Origin of the sequence: Chryseobacterium sp. (assembly GCF_029240215.1) — a bacterium.
Lineage (GTDB): Bacteria > Bacteroidota > Bacteroidia > Flavobacteriales > Weeksellaceae > Chryseobacterium.
Window position 1 is genome coordinate 595711 of the sequence record NZ_JARBTK010000002.1, and the last position, 17034, is coordinate 612744.

Genomic DNA, 17034 nt, shown 5'->3' on the forward strand with positions numbered 1-17034 from the left:
TTAATATTATGAAAAGAATTATAAAAACAGCCTTTTTTTTAGCAACCTTCGTTTCTGTAGGTTTCTCGCTATCGAGTTGTCAGGATGCGATTGAGATTGAGCAACCAGGTCAATTAGATGACGATGCGATTTTTAGTAATGTAGCAAATTTAAATAGTTTCTTATTAGGTTCCGTATATTCAAGTATGGAAACTGGGAATGATATTTACTTCACAGCAGTTTTTACTGATGAGGTAAAACCTGGAAACGGAAGTGGAGGTCAGGAATTCCAATTACACAGACATTTTTTAGATGCTTCAGATGGAGTTCCTGGTGGTATATGGAGTAATCATTATAGATTAATTAATCGAGTAAACAGATTAATTGCCGGTGCAGCATTATTTACTCCTGCAGCTTCTGAGCAAACTCAGTATAATAATATTATCGCACAAGCTAGAGCTTTAAGAGCATATGCTTATGTTCAATTGTTGGCATACTATTCACCAGATATGAAAAATTCTGGTGCATTAGGAGTTATCATAACAGATGGTATTCCAGAAACAGATGCCAAATTACCAAGAAGCACTAATCAAGCGGTTTTTGATGTTATTAATGCCGATTTGGATTTTGCAAGAAACACGTTATCGTATTCTAATGTAGCTGCTGCTAGATTTTATGTTGATAAAGGATTTGTAAATGCTCTTTCTGCAAGATTTAACCTTTATAGAGGTAATAATGTATTAGCTAAACAGTATGCACAAGATGTTATTTCTAATTCAGGATTAACATTAACGCCAGCTACTCCAATTAGCAATGGTTCAGCAATTTTTACAAATCCAACACCTCCATCTACAGTACCTGTTCATCAGCAAATTCCAGCGTGGAATTCTGCTTTCTATGCTGTAGCTTCTTCATTTAATCCTTATAGAAACTTGTGGAATGATTCAAGTAGAGGTGAAATTATTTTCTCTCTGAATAGATTGGCTACAGGAGTAGGTGCTGGTGTAGGCACATATTGGAACACTAATACATCAACCGTTTCAGGAGTTCCTATGTGGTTTTTAGGAAGAAATTTATTCAATTTGGTCAATACTACTGGTGATATAAGAAGATATACTTATATCGATCCAAGTTCTATTGTTGATGCTAATTATGCTACAAGCTCTTCTCCAATTACTTCAGATAGGTTAGTTATTGATAAATATCCTGGAAAAACTAGTGCACCTACGAGAAACGATTTAAAGTTATTTAGATTATCAGAAATGTATTTTATATTAGCAGAAGCAGAAGTTGCTAATAATAATTTATCTGGTGCTCAGGCAGCTATTCAAGCAGTGAGAGTTGCGAGAAACTATAATGGTACTGCAACTACTCCTACTTATGGAAATGCTCAGACTGCTTATGCAGATATTTTAAAAGAACGTAGAATTGAATTAGGCTTAGAAGGTCACCGTTATATTGATCTTAAAAGAATGGCAGTTCAAGCGGGGGTAACTATGGATAGAAACCCAACGGATGATATAATACCAGTTACAAACTTGGCTAACGGAAGTTATAAATATACCTTACCAATTCCGTTTACAGAAATTTCCGCAAACCCAAATATCCAACAAAATCCTGGTTATTAATTCCTAATAATCATATAATTAAAACCCTGCTTCAAGCAGGGTTTTTTATTTCCTTTTATTTCCTATTTTTGCATAATAAAATCAAGAATATATTTTTTGATTTTATTTAATAGAAAATAAATGAAATACATTCTCCTCATCATACTTTTCTTCGGCACCTTCTTCAAAGCCCAAGTCATCGTCAACAAAACAGATTCCAATCGATTGGATAAAAAGTTGTCTGATACTTTGGTGATTGATTCTGGTAAGAAAGACTCTTTAAAAATATTTAAACCAACTATTCAGGATTATCAGTATCAAACGCAGTTTTCTGAGAAGAAAGTTTTTGATACGGTGATGACTTTTGATAAAACGAATGTTTTTTCACAATATAACAATCGTGATAATTTCGGTAGAGTTCAGTTTGCTAATATTGGTGCGGGTTTCAATCCTTTGTCTTATGAAGTAAACGCAGAAGGGAATCTGTCATTGTTGCCATCAAATAAATCTTATGGAATTTTGGGTGTCAATGATATAAAGTATTATGATGTAAAAACTCCTACTGCAACTTTCATTTATCATACAGCAATGCGAAATGGTGCTGCGCTACAATCTACATATACACAGAATATCGGTAAGAGATTTAATTTTGCTGTTGAATATATGGGATTGCGTTCTGAAGGAATGTACAGAAATTCACTGGCTGCAAACAACAACACTTTATTTTCCGGACATTATATTTCCAAAAGTGGAAATTATGAACTTTTTGCTCACTACCTTCACCAAAATGTAAATAATCAGGAAAATGGAGGAATTGCAGATGATGAGCTTTTTCAATCTGGCAATAGCGAAGCTAATAAACAAAATGCACAGGTAAATTTAGAATCTTCAAGTTCTCAGTTTTCTTACCGCCGTTATTATTTAAGTCATCAATTTACGCCTTTCAATTCTGAAAAATTCCCTTTTAGAATAAGACATACCTTATCAAATCAGGGAAATAAATATTACTATTTTCAGGATGCTTTAGAAAATTACTGGTACACTACATCTTCACAAATTGTTGATGGATTTTCTCCTTCAACAAAAAAATATTCCAACAACTTCAGCAATACGGTAAGCTTGGTTTTAGATAATGAAAAATTTAAACTTGATGCCGGTGTACGATATCAGATGTTGAAATTTGGTTTAAATGAAATTGATTTACCTCTTGTAGATGTTCCGGCAGAGTTGAAAGAAAACAGATTGGGTGCTGTAGCAAATCTGCAGGTAAAATTGTTTGATAAATTTCAATTAAACTCATTTTTAGAGTTTTCAAACGGAAGTCAGTTTGGAAATTATCTAAAAACAACAAATAATATCAAGTTTGAACCGATAAAAGACTATTTTGTTAATGCTAAGGTTAATTTCCAAAGTGTTTATCCATCATTCAACTATCTTGCGAATTCTTCCGCGTACAGAAGGTTTAACTATTATCTTCAGGATGCCAAAAATCAGGCAGTCACAGAAATCGGAGGAAGTATTAATTTAAAATGGTTTAAATCTGAATTGTTTGCCAATTATTTCAGAATAGATAATTATACCTATTTTGATTCTTCAGCGATGCCTCGCCAAAGTGATAATTCATTAAATATCTCTCAAATCGGAGGTGATGCAACGTTTAGCTACAGAAAGTTTCACTTAAATACACGGGTGCAGTTTCAGAGTGCTTTAACGAATAAAGAACTTCTTCCGATGCCTTCGTTTATTGGAAGAGCAAATTTCTTCTTCCAGTCAAAAGCATTCAAAAATGCTGCAGAAATTCAGGCAGGGATCAAAGTTTATTATTTTTCAAAGTTTGCATCGAGAGAATATTTTCCTATCCTTAATGAATATATCCTTCCGACAGCCGATTCTTTCTCTATTGGAGGACAGCCTATCGCAGATCTTTATATCAATATGAAGGTAAAAAAAATGTTTTTCTTTATCGAAGGGCAACAAATGGGAACCCTTCTTTCATATAACAAAGCCTACGCTTTCCCGCATTATCCGGTCTATGATTTCAGACTGAATATCGGAATTGTATGGTATTTGTTCAACTAAATTCAATCACGTTGAAAACAGTCAATAAAATAGTATTTACCGATATCGAGAGTATTCCTCAATTGGTCAAAGATTTTTTAAATCAGGAGATTAAGGGTTTCGAAAAAAACACTTTTTCATTTGATAATTTTTCTCAGCAGATTCATCAGAAGCAAAATTCTTTTGACAATTTTCAAAGAGAAATCATGTTAAAAATATTTACAGAGCAACTTTCACATTTAAAACTTTCGTCAAAACAGAAAGAAAATATTGAGAGTTTAAAGTCCCCAAATACTTTCACGATCACTACAGGCCACCAGCTTAATCTTTTTTCAGGACCTGTCTTTTTTGTATATAAAATTTTGCAGACAATAAAAACCTGTACCCATTTAAAACAAAAATTCCAGGATTTTAATTTTGTTCCGGTGTATTGGATGGCTTCTGAAGATCACGATTTTGCTGAGATCAATCATTTTAAAACAGAAAATAATTATTACGAAATCAACGAAAAATCTGGCGGAGCAGTTGGCAGAATAAAAATTGGAGATACTTTTTTTATTTCTGAATTTGAAAAGGAATTCAAAGACTCTATTTTCGGAACAGAATTGATTTTAATGCTTAAAGAAGCATATAAAGTTGGAAATACCTTGACTGAAGCGATACAGATTTTGGTCAACCGATTATTTTCAGAATTCGGATTGTTGATTCTTGACGGAGATTCCAAAGAATTAAAAAATCAAGTTAAAGATATTTTTAAAGACGAATTGATTAATTTCAGTTTGCATGACACTTCAAAGGAGAAAGTCGATTTTCTGACAGAAAAATATGGTAAAGTTCAGGTTAATCCGAGAGAAATTAATTTATTTTACCTTTCGGAAACCAGAGACAGAATAGATTTCGATGGTGAAAATTATTTTGTTGTAGATACAGATAAGAAATTTACGAAAGAAGAGATTTTAGCCGAGTTAGAAAACTTTCCGGAAAGATTCAGTCCGAATGCGTTGATGCGCCCTGTTTATCAGGAGAAAGTTCTGCCCAATTTGGCTTACATCGGAGGAAACGCCGAAATCATGTATTGGCTTGAATTAAAAGATTATTTCGCAAAAATCAATATTCCTTTTCCGATTTTGATTCCGAGGAATTCAATGCTGTTTATTAAAGAGAAAACTTTAGGTAAAATTGAAAAGCTGGATTTGAGGATCGAGGATTTCTTCCAGAATTTTACTAAAATTACAAACGCAAAAATATTAGAAAATAATTTTATTCTTGAAAGTCTTGATGGACAAGAAAATAGCTTAATTCATAATTTTTCAGAATTGAAAAGTTTAGCCGAAACCACCGAAAAATCTTTCGGAAATATGGTGAAAGCTGAAGAAATTCGTCAGCTTAAATCTTTTAAAAGAATGAGAAAAAGACTGCTTCATGCAGAAAAAATTAAGCAAAACGAATTGCTGGAACGGTTAGAAATGTTATTTTTAGATGTTCATCCGGCAAAAACATGGCAGGAAAGAATTTTTAATTTCTCTGTTTTTTTTGCTGATTACGGCTACTCATGGCTTGAGTCTTGCCTGGAAGAAATGGAAGTGGAGCAATCAAAATTAATAATTGTTGCCATTTAATTTTAAAGAAGTATTTTTGTACATTATAATATCGAAAATGATTAAGAGGTTTTTTTTACTGTCTGGTTTATGTATGTTTTTGAGCGTTTCTGCTCAGAAGACACACACGGTTGTAAAAGGTGACAATCCGTACAATATTTCAAAGAAATACGGAATTACTATTGACGAGCTGCTAAAGCTGAATCCGAAAGTCAAAGACGGAAAATTGGCAATCGGAGATGTTCTCAATGTGAAGACGGGAAATGCTGCTGTTACGAAAGTGACTTCTACTTCTTCATCTGCTTCAAAAACGGGGAAAATCTATCTTCAGCCAAAACAAACAATTTACGGTATTACAAAGCAGTACAGAATTTCTGAAGCGGATCTAAGAAAATTAAATCCTGAATTAGATTCTCATATGAAAATTGGTGATGAAATTACATTACCTCTCGACAGCATCAAAAAATATGGAGGTAATCAAACTGCAGTTGTGACCGCAAAACCTGCTGAAGCGCCTGTGGAAGCTGTACAGCCAAACAATGCAAAAACCAAAATAGATTCCGGGAATGATAATTCAACAACGACATCTCATTCTTCTTCAGGTCAGGATGAATACGCAACTTATACGGTTGAACAGGGAGATACCGTTTTTTCTATTGTCAATAAATTTGGAGTGACCATCGACGAATTGATTGCTTTAAACCCTGATTTATCAAGAGGTTTGAAAACCGGAATGGTTCTTAAAATCAAAAAATTAGACGCAGCATATACTAAGAAAAGTGGTGATGCATTGAGCGTAGTTTTAATGCTACCTTTTGGTTACAGCACAAACGAAACTCAGTACAGATCAATGGCAATGGATTTTCTTACCGGAGCAAAATTAGCCATTGAAAGAAATGCAGCAAGCGGACAGAAACTTGATATCAAAATTGTTGATTCAGGTAATGAAGCTTCCTTTAAAAATTCTTTAACGCAGATTAATCCGAATAATACAGATTTAATTGTTGGTCCGTTCTTCAAATCAAATGTGATTGATTTGCTGGATTTTACAAAAACTCAGAAAATTCCTGTTGTTGCGCCATTTGCAAATTCTCCGGAATTATACAATTATAGCAATTTAATTATTGTGGAAACCAATGATCAGACTTATTCAGACAAAATAGTTGAAGAGGTAAAAACAGTTTATTCTGATCAAAAAATTTATATCGTGGCAGATTCTAAAAAAGAAAATGCCAATTATATAAAAGCTAATCTCGAAAAAGCTGTTAAAAATGCTAACGTATCAATAGTAAATTCTGCAGCAGATATTCAGCTGGATCAAAATATGATGACAGGTCAGTCTGCACCTGTGATCGCAATTTTGGCAAGTGATAATGATAATGTAGGAGAAGCTTTCTCAAGCAGAATGATTGCACTTTCGAAAGAAGTTCAGGGGATGAAAGCATTCAGCTTATACTCTGTACCAAGTTTTGAGAAAAAAGTTGATGAGCTGAGCCAGGCAAGTCTGGTTTATCTGATGGACAGAAAAATCAATACCGACGGAAGTTTTGAAAAAGAAATATTAGCAGCATATAAAGCTAAATACTGCAAAACTCCGGGTAAATATGCCGTGATAGGTTTTGATGTGATGAATGATATGTTGACAAGAGAAAATAAAAAAGGCGAAATTTTCAAACAGATGAATAAAGTGCAGACACAGCTTGCCACAAAATTCGAATTTGTAAAGTCTAAATCAAACGGAGCATATGTCAATACCGGTTTCAGGGTAATAAGATTGGTTCCGTAATACTGAAAGTAGTTCTACTTTTAAAATATATATTTGTATTAATTTTTAAATAAATAAATGAAAGCACTTGTATTTCCTGGGCAAGGTTCACAGTTTGTAGGTATGGGAAAAGAATTGTACGATTCCCGTAAAGACATCAAAGATCTGATGGAATATGCCAATGAAATCTTAGGATTCGATATTATTTCCATTATGTTTAATGGAGCAGATGAAGATCTGAAAAAAACTGAGGTTACCCAACCTTCAATATTCATTCATTCGGTTGCTGCTTTAAAAGCGGTAAACGGTCTTGGTGCAGAAATGGTTGCAGGTCATTCTTTAGGAGAATTTTCTGCTTTGGTTGCCAATGGTGTTTTATCTTTTGACGATGGCTTAAAGCTTGTCTCTGAAAGAGCGAAAGCTATGCAGGCTGCTTGTGATGCAAACCCGAGTTCTATGGCGGCGATTTTAGGATTGGAAGATGCTAAAGTTGAAGAAATTTGTGCAACAATTAGCGGAATTGTTGTTCCTGCTAATTACAACTGTCCCGGACAATTAGTAATTTCCGGTGAAACTGCTTCTGTAGAAGAAGCTTGTGTAAAATTGAAAGAAGCAGGAGCAAAAAGAGCATTGTTATTGCCTGTCAATGGGGCTTTTCATTCACCTTTGATGCAACCTGCTCAGGAGAGATTGGCAGCAGCAATTGAGAATACAAAATTCAGAAAAGCTACAATTCCTGTTTATCAGAATATTACAACGACAGCAGTAACTGATCCCGAACAGATCAAAAATAATCTGATCGCTCAGTTGACAGGTCCTGTAAAATGGACGCAGTCTGTACAAAACATGATTAAAGACGGTGCTACGAACTTCATTGAAGTGGGGCCGGGAAAAACATTACAGGGATTAATCAAAAAAATTGACAGCGAAGTTACATCGGCTTCAGCAATTTAATTTAAATAAAATGGGCGAGATCTATTCACCGGGAAAGCTGATGCTTACTTCAGAATATTTCGCTGTAGACGGAGCTCTTGTCTTAGCGGTACCAACCAGGCTAGGACAAGAGTTTTTCTTTGAAGAAAAGAATGACGGAAAATCTCTTATTTTCTGGGAAGCATATCATCAAAACAAATTATGGTTAAAAGCTGTCATCGATTATAAAAACTGGCAGATCTTAGAAACCAATATTACTTCAAGTGCAGAGTTTATTCTTAAAACTCTTAAAAATGTTCAGAGTCTTTCTGAAATTAAATTTAAAAGCACTTATTCCTATCATTTAAAAACAAATCTTCAGTTTCCGGCTGATTACGGTCTGGGAAGCAGTTCGACTTTAATGAATAATCTTGCAGAATGGTCAAGTATTGACCCTTTTCATCTTAATTCCATAAGTTTAGGTGGGAGCGGATATGATATCGCCGTAGCAAAGGCAAAGTCAGCGGTACTTTATCAAAACAAACCTGAAATACATTTTGAAAAGGTTGATTTTAATCCTAAATTTAAGAATGAACTGATTTTCATTCACTTAAATCAGAAGCAGGACAGCCGAGAAGGAATTACTCTTTATAAGTCGAAAATAAAGTCTCAAAAATTAGTCGACGAGTTTTCTGATCTCACAAGAAATATTTTATTGTGTGATGAATTAGATAATTTTTCTGAATTAATGATAATACATGAGCAACGTATTTCAGATTTTATTAAAATTCCGACAGTTAAATCACTTTTTTTTGCAGATTGTGCAAAATTTGTCAAAAGTTTGGGTGCTTGGGGCGGTGATTTTGTTATGAGTGCAAAATTTGAAGGCTATGAAGACTATTTTTGGGGAAAAGGTTTTTCAACTGTTTTTGATTGGAATGATTTAATTAGCTGATATTCAAATAAATATATATATCATTTTTTATTTGCCATTTTCGCTTATATGTTTATATTTATCGAAGTTTAACAATTAGTTAATATTACTGAGGTTAAACCAACAAAAAGAAAAAGAAAATATAAGTAAAATGAAAAACGCTAAAATCATCCAGGATTTACAAAAATTAGGGATTAAAGGAGAGTATGAATTAACTTATAATCCTTCGTACGAAGAGTTATATCAAGCGGAAATTTCACCTGAAAATCAAGGTTTTGAAAAAGCTGAGCTTACAGAGTCTGGTGCGGTATCAGTTCAGACAGGGGTTTTCACCGGTCGTTCACCAAAAGACAGATATATTGTTCAGGATGATGTTACGAAAGATACTATTTTCTGGGACGGTAAAGTAAATCTCCCTACAACTCCTGAAATTTTCGAATCGTGTAAAGATTTAGTATTAACTCAACTTTCAAGTGCCAAAAAAATCTATGTTGTCGATACTTTTTGCGGTACAAATACAGATACAAGATTAAAAGTACGATTCATTGTTGAAGTTGCTTGGCAGGCTCATTTTGTTACCAATATGTTCATCCGTCCTTCACATTTTGAATTGGAAAACTACGGAGAGCCGGATTTCACTGTAATCAATGGTTCCAAAACTACAAATCCGAATTGGGAAGAGCAGGAGTTAAATTCTGAAAATTTCGTAATGTTTAATCTTACCGAGAAATTACAGATCATTGGAGGAACTTGGTACGGCGGAGAAATGAAAAAAGGAATGTTTTCCATGATGAATTATTACCTTCCGTTGAAAGGTATGGCATCAATGCACTGTTCTGCAAACGTTGGTGAAGAAGGAGATGTAGCGTTATTCTTCGGACTTTCAGGAACAGGAAAAACAACTTTGTCCGCAGATCCTAAAAGATATTTAATTGGTGACGACGAGCACGGTTGGGATGACAATGGAGTTTTTAATTATGAGGGTGGATGTTATGCCAAAGTGATTGATTTATCAGCAGAAAAAGAACCGGATATTTTCAGAGCGATCAAAAGAGATGCGCTTCTTGAAAATGTTGTAGTTCACAACGGAATAGCTGATTACACAGACGGATCTATTACAGAAAACACAAGAGTTTCTTATCCTATTTATCACATCAATAAAATTGTTTTGCCATCTAAAGCAGGTCATGCAAGTAAGATTGTTTATCTTTCCGCAGATGCTTTCGGAGTATTGCCTCCGGTTTCTGTTTTGGATGAAAATCAGGCTCAGTATCACTTCCTTTGTGGTTATACTTCAAAATTAGCCGGAACTGAAAGAGGAATCACAGAACCGGAACCATCTTTCTCACCTGCATTCGGTGAAGCATTCTTAACATTGCATCCAACAATGTATTCAAAAACATTGATCGGGAAAATGAAAGAACACGGCGCAAAAGCATACTTAGTCAATACAGGATGGAACGGAACGGGAAAGAGAATTTCTCTAAAAGATACAAGAGCAATCATTGATTCAATCATTGACGGATCAATCGAAAAAGCCGAGAAAATTACAATTCCTATCATGAATCTTGAAATCCCGACTTCATTGCCAAATGTTTCTGAAGGTATTCTAGACCCGAGAGATACATATAATGATGTTGCAGAATGGGAAGAAAAGGCAAGAGATCTTGCTGCAAAATATATCAGAAACTTCGAGCAGTACTGCGGTAATGACGAAGCCAAAAAGCTGATTGCTTCTGGTCCTCAATTGCAGGAACAGACCATTTAGAAATAGTGAAGAGCCTCATCGATTGATGAGGCTTTTTTATTTGATTGAAAAATCTACTAGAGCAAAATTCATACATTGATCTATGAAAATCTGTGAAATTCGTGGAACTATTTTAAGCTCACTATCGCTAATCGATATCCATCCATCCCAAAACCGGACAAAACTGCATCCGTACAAGCAGCTGTAACAGATTTCTGACGAAATTCTTCTCTCTTATAAATATTGCTGATGTGAACTTCCACTTTCGGCTTCTGAATATTCTTAAGGCAATCTGCAATTGCATAAGAATAATGCGTGAAAGCTCCGGGATTAATAATCACCGCATCAAAATCATCTTCCTGAAGTCTGTTAATCAATTCACCTTCAATATTTGACTGATAATATTTCAAATCATGTGAAGAAAATTCAGACTTTAATTTGTCTAAATAATTTTCCATAGAAACAGTTCCATAGATTTCAGGTTCTCTTGTGCCTAAAAGATTCAGATTCGGACCATTGATAATTAAAACTTTCATAGGATAAAAATAAGAATTCTTTTTGTTTTAAGCTTAAAAAGATGAAGTCTGAAAGTTTTTCGCTATCTTATAATTTCAAAAATCTGATTAGATTTTATTATGAAAGAAGAAATTGAAAGCAAACTAATTGACAAAAATACCAAGCCTACAAGCATGAGGATTTTGGTATACGATTTTTTGAGTTCTCAAAACGCAGCATTATCATTATCTGAAATAGAAAATTATTTTGAAAATGCAGATAGAACAACCATTTACAGAACTTTAAAAACCTTTGAAGAAAAAGGAATAGTTCACAGTATTCAGGAAAATACCACAACAAAATATAAACTTTGTCATGACGAGTGCGATGAAAAAACACATAAAGATTGGCATCTTCACTTTTACTGTAAAATCTGTAAACAGACGACATGCAAAGAAGATATTTCAATTCCGGAAAATGGTAAGACCAATTTTAGGATTGACGAAATAAGATTTTTCGCAAAAGGCATTTGTGAAAATTGCTTAGAAAGTTTGCAATAGTATTGCATCGGCTTTACGGTTAAATTTGCTTAAAATTATTTGTTATGGAAGAATGTTGCAGCACAAAACCAAAAAAAGAACACAATCACGAAGGTCACGACCACGATCATTCACATGATACAGGAGATCAAACGATTTTGCGGATGTTTCTTCCGGCGATCATTTCGTTTTCTTTATTATTAATAGGAATTGCCTTCGATCATTTTATTGAAAATTATTGGTTCAATGGCTGGATTCGTCTTGTCTGGTATTTGATTGCTTACCTTCCTGTCGGAATTCCTGTTTTAAAAGAAGCATATGAAAGCATCATTCATGGAGATGTGTTTTCAGAATTTTTTCTGATGGGAATTGCAACGATTGGAGCTTTTGGGATTGGTGAATATCCTGAAGGAGTTGCAGTGATGCTTTTCTATTCTGTCGGAGAAGTTTTTCAGGCAATGGCAGTTACAAGAGCAAAGAGCAATATTAAATCACTTCTCGATCAACGTCCCGATGAAGTTATCGTTTTAAAAGACGGAAAACCTCAAGTTGTGAAAGCCGAAACTGTAAAAACTGGCGAAATCATTCAGTTAAAATCCGGCGAAAAATTAGGTCTGGATGGGGAATTGATCTCAGAAAAAGCTTCTTTCAATACTTCTGCGCTTACCGGAGAAAGCAAGCCTGATACAAAAATAAAAGGTGAAAAAGTTTTAGCGGGAATGATCAATTTAAATACGGTCAGTCAAATTAAAGTCACTGCAGCATTTAAAGACAGTAAGCTGAGCAAAATTTTAGAACTCGTTCAAAATGCGACCTCACAAAAAGCTCCAACAGAATTATTTATAAGAAAATTTGCGAAAATTTATACACCCATTGTAGTTTTTCTTGCGATCGGAATTACTTTTCTTCCATATTTATTTGTAGAAAATTATGAATTTAAAACTTGGCTGTACAAAGCATTGGTCTTCCTCGTGATTTCATGTCCGTGTGCTTTGGTGATTTCAATACCTTTAGGATATTTTGGAGGAATCGGAGCGGGAAGCAGAAATGGAATTTTAATTAAAGGAAGTAATTTTTTAGATGTTTTGGCTAATATCCAGAATGTGGTGATGGATAAAACCGGTACGATGACGGAAGGTGTTTTTAGAGTTCAGGAAGTTCATTTTAATGATGAATTTAATAAAAATGAAATTTTAAAATTAGTTAATGCTTTGGAAAGTCAGAGTACACATCCTGTTGCAACGGCAATTCATGAGTTTGTGGGCGAAGTTGATCATTCTATTCAATTAGAAAATGTAGAAGAAATTGCAGGACATGGTTTAAAAGCAGTCATCAATGGCAAAGAATTGTTGGGTGGAAATTTTAAATTGCTCGAAAAATTCAACATTCAATTTGATTTTAAACCTGAAAACATTGTTTACACTTTAATTGCAGTGGCTTACGATAAAAAATTCGTGGGTTATCTTACAATTGCTGATAGTATAAAAGCTGATTCTCAATTCACAATAAATAAATTAAAATCTTTAGGTGTAAAAACAACAATGTTGAGTGGTGATAAAACTTCAGTCGTACAATATGTTGCAGATCAATTGGGAATCGAAAACGCTTATGGAGATTTACTTCCCGAAGATAAAGTGAATAAGGTGAAAGAACTAAAGTCTAAAAACCAAAGTGTGGCTTTTGTGGGCGACGGTGTCAATGACGCTCCTGTTGTTGCATTAAGTGACGTAGGAATTGCAATGGGTGGATTGGGAAGTGATGCAACGATAGAAACGGCAGATATTGTCATTCAGGACGATCAACCAAGTAAAATCCCAATGGCAATCAATATCGGAAAGCAGACCAAGAAAATTGTATGGCAGAATATTATTTTAGCATTTGCTGTAAAAGGAATTGTCTTGATTCTCGGTGCTGGTGGAATTGCAACGATGTGGGAAGCTGTTTTTGCTGATGTCGGTGTTGCTTTGTTGGCGATTTTGAATGCGGTGAGAATTCAGAGGATGAAGTTTTAATTTGTAAAATAATCCCGCAGATTACTCAGATTTTCACAGATTTTTTTTAGAAATTTTTCATCTGATATTTAAAATATAAAAGTATTGATGATATTCATCATAAATTAACCTGTAAAAAGAATTTGCGTGGTATATTTGTAGTAAAGAGTCATCATTGAAATTTTTCGTTTCATTTTTTATCATTTTTACCATTGCAATTCGTCCGGTTTTGCCGTTGATCAATTATGCTGTAAACTATGAATATATTGTCAAAAATCTTTGTGAGAAGAGAGATGTGGTCGACTCAACCTGTAAAGGGAAATGTTTTGTAACTAAAGAATTGGTGAAAACTGAGAAACAAAATAATTCCCAAACAATCAAAATTCCCACTTTGGATGTTTTTCTTTCAAGCGAAATTTTCTCTTTTTTAAATGATAATCTTTTTGATAATTTAAATTACACAAAGAATTCTTTATATTCAAACAATCATACTTCAGAATATTTTTCAAAAATATTTCATCCTCCTCTAGCTTAAACTTAATTTCTAGTTTTGATTCGTTCAAAACTTATTTTTCGTTTTATTACTATCATTAATTTCAAATTAAATAAATGAAATCACTATTCATTTTGGCGGTATTTCTGTCAGTTTCAATCGTGTCCTGCGTTCAGGATGCACCAAAGGTTAAGCATAAGAAAAGTATGAATTCTGCAGGTAAGAATTTAGAAAATATAAAAGTTGTCAATAAAGTAGATCCTATCTGCAAAATGGAAACGGCAGGTTTTACTAAAGATACAATGACCTATAAAAATAAAGTGTATGGTTTTTGCAGTGCTTATTGCAAAGACGAGTTTAAAAAAGATCCTGAGAAATATGTCCAAAAATAAAACTCCCCAAACAAGTTCAAAATCTAAAGTGATCATTCCTTTAGTGATTTTAGCTCTTCTTTTTCTGGGTATTGGTTTTGGGATGAGTTATTTTAAGAAAAGTCTTTATACTGTAATGAAAGTTCCTGATTTTGAATTGACAGATCAAAATAATCAAAAGATCACCAACAAAGATATGCTCGGGAAAGTATATCTGGTAGAATTTTTCTTTAGTAGATGTCCCACTATTTGTCCTGTGATGAACAGTAACATGAAAGCAATTGAAGGCACAATCAACAATCCTGATTTCGGTATCATTTCTATAAGCATCGATCCGGAAAATGATTCTCCTGAAGCTTTGAAACTTCATGCTAATAAAATCGGTGTAAAATCGATGAACTGGCATTTTCTGACTGGAAACAGAGATTACATTGGTAAATTAGCAGATCAGTTTAATATATATGTCGGAGATAAAGAAGATGAAAGCGAAAGCCTTAACCACAGCGGAATGATTGCCTTAGTTGATCAGGAAGGAAACATTCGCTGCAGATACAATAAAGACAATATGCCGATTTTGTATTACTCAGGACTAAATTACGAAGATCCAGAAGGCAAAATTCCTAAGTTGACAGGAAAATATCATCCTGACAGAGCAATTTTAATTGAAGATATAAAGAAATTATTGAAATAAGGTTGGACGAATGAAGCTCATCGCAGGTTAATTGTTGCTTCGAGCTTTTCCTTCCTTACCTAAGAAGAAATAAATGTTTAACCATAAATAAAAAATTATGAAAATTTTTAAAGTAGCTGCTTTCACTGCAGTTTTTGCAGCGCAATTTGCTTTTGCGCAATTTAAGCAAACACCTCTACCTTATGCATACAATGCATTAGAAGGGAATATTGATGCACAGACTATGGAAATTCACTATTCTAAGCATGCTGCAGCTTATGTGAGTAATTTGAATAAAGCAATTGCAGGCACTCCTCAGGAAAAACAGACATTATTCCAGATTCTTTCTAAAGCAGGAACATTACCAATGGCTGTAAGAAATAATGCAGGTGGTCATTATAATCACGAGTTATTTTGGACGGTTCTAACACCCGAAAAAAACACTCAGCCTTCTGCAAAATTGTCTAAAGCAATCACCGATGCATTCGGAAGTATGGAAGCTTTTAAAGAAAAAATGAGCAAAGCAGGTGCAGATCGTTTCGGTTCGGGTTGGGCTTGGCTTTCTGTTGATAAAAGCGGCAAATTGTTTGTTTCTTCTACACCAAACCAGGATAATCCTTTGATGGACGTTGTAGAAGAAAAAGGAACTCCAATTTTCGGAATTGATGTTTGGGAACATGCTTACTATTTAAAATATCAAAACAAAAGAGCTGATTATTTAACTGCTATCTGGAACGTTACCAACTGGAAAGAAATAAGCAGAAGATATGATGAAGCTTTAAGCAAAAAATAATTCGTCAACTAAATTCGCAGCATATTCTTTTATAGATATGCTGCGAATTTTAATTTAGCCTAAATTTTAAATATAAAAAAACCATTGAAAATTTATCAATGGTTTTTGTTTAGTAGCCCGTAGGGGAGTCGAACCCCTCTTACCAGGATGAAAACCTGAGGTCCTAACCGATAGACGAACGGGCCATCTACCATCACGTTACAAATAACGGGTTAGTATTTTTGAATTTTTAAAAGTTTCAATTCTTTTTTATAAGTAGCCCGTAGGGGAGTCGAACCCCTCTTACCAGGATGAAAACCTGAGGTCCTAACCGATAGACGAACGGGCCTACTATAATTACGCTAACTTGTTAACGTGCTTAGTCAATTTGCTTTTCAAATTAGCCGCCTTATTCTTGTGAATAATGTTTTTCTTAGCTAATCTGTCTAATAAAGAGATAACTTTTGGCAATTGCTCAGTAGCTGCAGCCTTATCTTCTTCATTTCTTAATACTTTCAAAGCTGTTCTAGCAGTCTTGTGATAGTATCTGTTACGAACTTTTCTTTTTTCGTTTTGTCTAATTCTCTTTAGTGCTGATTTATGATTTGCCATATCGTTCAAATGTGAGTGCAAATTTATAAACTTTTTTTATACCAGCCAAATTTATTTTTAAAAAATTTAAACTTTATTCTGAGAGGTATTTTTTGAGTTTATCTAATGCTTGTTCTAGTTTTATATTCTGTTGTTCTTTTTCTATTTTTCTGATTGTGCTTGTCAGCATATTCAGTGCGTTGTTCCATTCCCCAGTGGTATTGGTGAAAGTTATTCCGTCGATCAGTACCTCAAAGGCACTTACTTCACCGTTCCTGTAAAGTCTGAAACTTATTTTATCATCTCTGCCTGTAATCCCTTCTTCATTGATCTTTAAATCGTAACTTTTTGGGTTCGTGTGGATTTTTTTAAAAAGCAATTTTGCTTCCTGAATCTTTAAATCCGGCATGATATAAATTTGGTAGTCTATAGGAGAATCGAACTCCTGTTGCAAGGATGAAAACCTTGAGTCCTAACCACTAGACGAATAGACCAAATTTTGAGGTTGCAAA

Annotated in this window: 16 protein-coding genes and 3 tRNA genes; 13 read left to right on the forward strand and 6 right to left on the reverse strand. The window is 34.1% G+C overall.

Features of this window, described 5'->3' with window-relative positions; genetic code table 11:
• The first annotated feature begins 8 nt into the window (after window positions 1-8).
• The 7 genes from K0R77_RS06750 (at window position 9) to pckA (ending at window position 10621) form a co-directional block, all read left to right on the forward strand.
• Complete coding sequence (locus K0R77_RS06750) at window positions 9-1607, forward strand: RagB/SusD family nutrient uptake outer membrane protein (RefSeq protein WP_300350209.1); 1599 nt, start codon at window positions 9-11, stop codon at window positions 1605-1607.
• Window positions 1608-1727: 120 nt separating this feature from the next.
• Complete coding sequence (locus K0R77_RS06755) at window positions 1728-3665, forward strand: putative porin (protein WP_300350212.1); 1938 nt, start codon at window positions 1728-1730, stop codon at window positions 3663-3665.
• An 11-nt stretch (window positions 3666-3676) separates the two neighbouring features.
• Window positions 3677-5263: a bacillithiol biosynthesis cysteine-adding enzyme BshC gene (gene bshC, locus K0R77_RS06760; RefSeq protein ID WP_300350215.1), complete on the forward strand. Its 1587-nt coding sequence runs from the start codon at window positions 3677-3679 to the stop codon at window positions 5261-5263.
• A gap of 37 nt (window positions 5264-5300) precedes the next feature.
• Window positions 5301-7028, forward strand: coding sequence for a LysM peptidoglycan-binding domain-containing protein (locus tag K0R77_RS06765; protein WP_300350218.1), 1728 nt, complete (start codon window positions 5301-5303; stop codon window positions 7026-7028).
• A 57-nt stretch (window positions 7029-7085) separates the two neighbouring features.
• Complete coding sequence (gene fabD, locus K0R77_RS06770) at window positions 7086-7961, forward strand: ACP S-malonyltransferase (RefSeq protein WP_300350221.1); 876 nt, start codon at window positions 7086-7088, stop codon at window positions 7959-7961.
• Between the two features lie 10 nt (window positions 7962-7971).
• Entirely contained in the window at window positions 7972-8874 is a 903-nt protein-coding gene (locus K0R77_RS06775) for a GYDIA family GHMP kinase (protein WP_300350224.1), read from the forward strand.
• 130 nt (window positions 8875-9004) lie between these two features.
• Window positions 9005-10621: a phosphoenolpyruvate carboxykinase (ATP) gene (gene pckA, locus K0R77_RS06780; protein ID WP_300350228.1), complete on the forward strand. Its 1617-nt coding sequence runs from the start codon at window positions 9005-9007 to the stop codon at window positions 10619-10621.
• Window positions 10622-10728: 107 nt separating this feature from the next.
• Here pckA and K0R77_RS06785 read toward each other — a convergent pair whose 3' ends face one another.
• Window positions 10729-11136, reverse strand: a complete 408-nt coding sequence (locus tag K0R77_RS06785) for a type II 3-dehydroquinate dehydratase (RefSeq protein WP_300350231.1) — start codon at window positions 11134-11136, stop codon at window positions 10729-10731.
• A 99-nt stretch (window positions 11137-11235) separates the two neighbouring features.
• Here K0R77_RS06785 and K0R77_RS06790 point away from each other — a divergent pair, with 99 nt between their 5' ends.
• The 6 genes from K0R77_RS06790 to K0R77_RS06815 all read left to right on the forward strand — a co-directional run bounded on the left by K0R77_RS06790 (window position 11236) and on the right by K0R77_RS06815 (window position 15952).
• Complete coding sequence (locus tag K0R77_RS06790; protein WP_300350234.1) at window positions 11236-11655, forward strand: Fur family transcriptional regulator; 420 nt, start codon at window positions 11236-11238, stop codon at window positions 11653-11655.
• Between the two features lie 44 nt (window positions 11656-11699).
• Entirely contained in the window at window positions 11700-13646 is a 1947-nt protein-coding gene (locus K0R77_RS06795) for a heavy metal translocating P-type ATPase (protein WP_300350237.1), read from the forward strand.
• A 154-nt stretch (window positions 13647-13800) separates the two neighbouring features.
• Window positions 13801-14160, forward strand: coding sequence for a hypothetical protein (locus tag K0R77_RS06800; protein WP_300350239.1), 360 nt, complete (start codon window positions 13801-13803; stop codon window positions 14158-14160).
• 74 nt (window positions 14161-14234) lie between these two features.
• Entirely contained in the window at window positions 14235-14510 is a 276-nt protein-coding gene (locus K0R77_RS06805; RefSeq protein ID WP_300350242.1) for a YHS domain-containing protein, read from the forward strand.
• The gene (locus K0R77_RS06810) at window positions 14488-15180 is read left to right on the forward strand and encodes an SCO family protein (protein ID WP_300350451.1); all 693 of its coding nucleotides are present in this window, start codon (window positions 14488-14490) and stop codon (window positions 15178-15180) included. The genes K0R77_RS06805 and K0R77_RS06810 overlap by 23 nt, the downstream gene beginning before the upstream one ends.
• 97 nt (window positions 15181-15277) lie before the next feature.
• Complete coding sequence (locus K0R77_RS06815; protein ID WP_300350244.1) at window positions 15278-15952, forward strand: superoxide dismutase; 675 nt, start codon at window positions 15278-15280, stop codon at window positions 15950-15952.
• 113 nt (window positions 15953-16065) lie between these two features.
• On the opposite strand, the gene K0R77_RS06820 is transcribed toward K0R77_RS06815, so the two are convergent.
• The 5 genes from K0R77_RS06820 to K0R77_RS06840 form a co-directional block, all read right to left on the reverse strand.
• Window positions 16066-16137 (reverse strand) — tRNA-Glu (locus K0R77_RS06820).
• Between the two features lie 71 nt (window positions 16138-16208).
• Window positions 16209-16280: transfer RNA gene (locus K0R77_RS06825), tRNA-Glu, on the reverse strand.
• Between the two features lie 8 nt (window positions 16281-16288).
• Window positions 16289-16543, reverse strand: a complete 255-nt coding sequence (gene rpsT, locus K0R77_RS06830) for a 30S ribosomal protein S20 (protein ID WP_219970180.1) — start codon at window positions 16541-16543, stop codon at window positions 16289-16291.
• A gap of 73 nt (window positions 16544-16616) precedes the next feature.
• A complete protein-coding gene (locus K0R77_RS06835; RefSeq protein WP_300350248.1) occupies window positions 16617-16931 on the reverse strand; it encodes a hypothetical protein in 315 nt (104 codons plus the stop codon).
• A gap of 10 nt (window positions 16932-16941) precedes the next feature.
• A tRNA-Glu gene (locus K0R77_RS06840) sits at window positions 16942-17016 on the reverse strand.
• Between the last annotated feature and the right edge of the window lie 18 nt (window positions 17017-17034).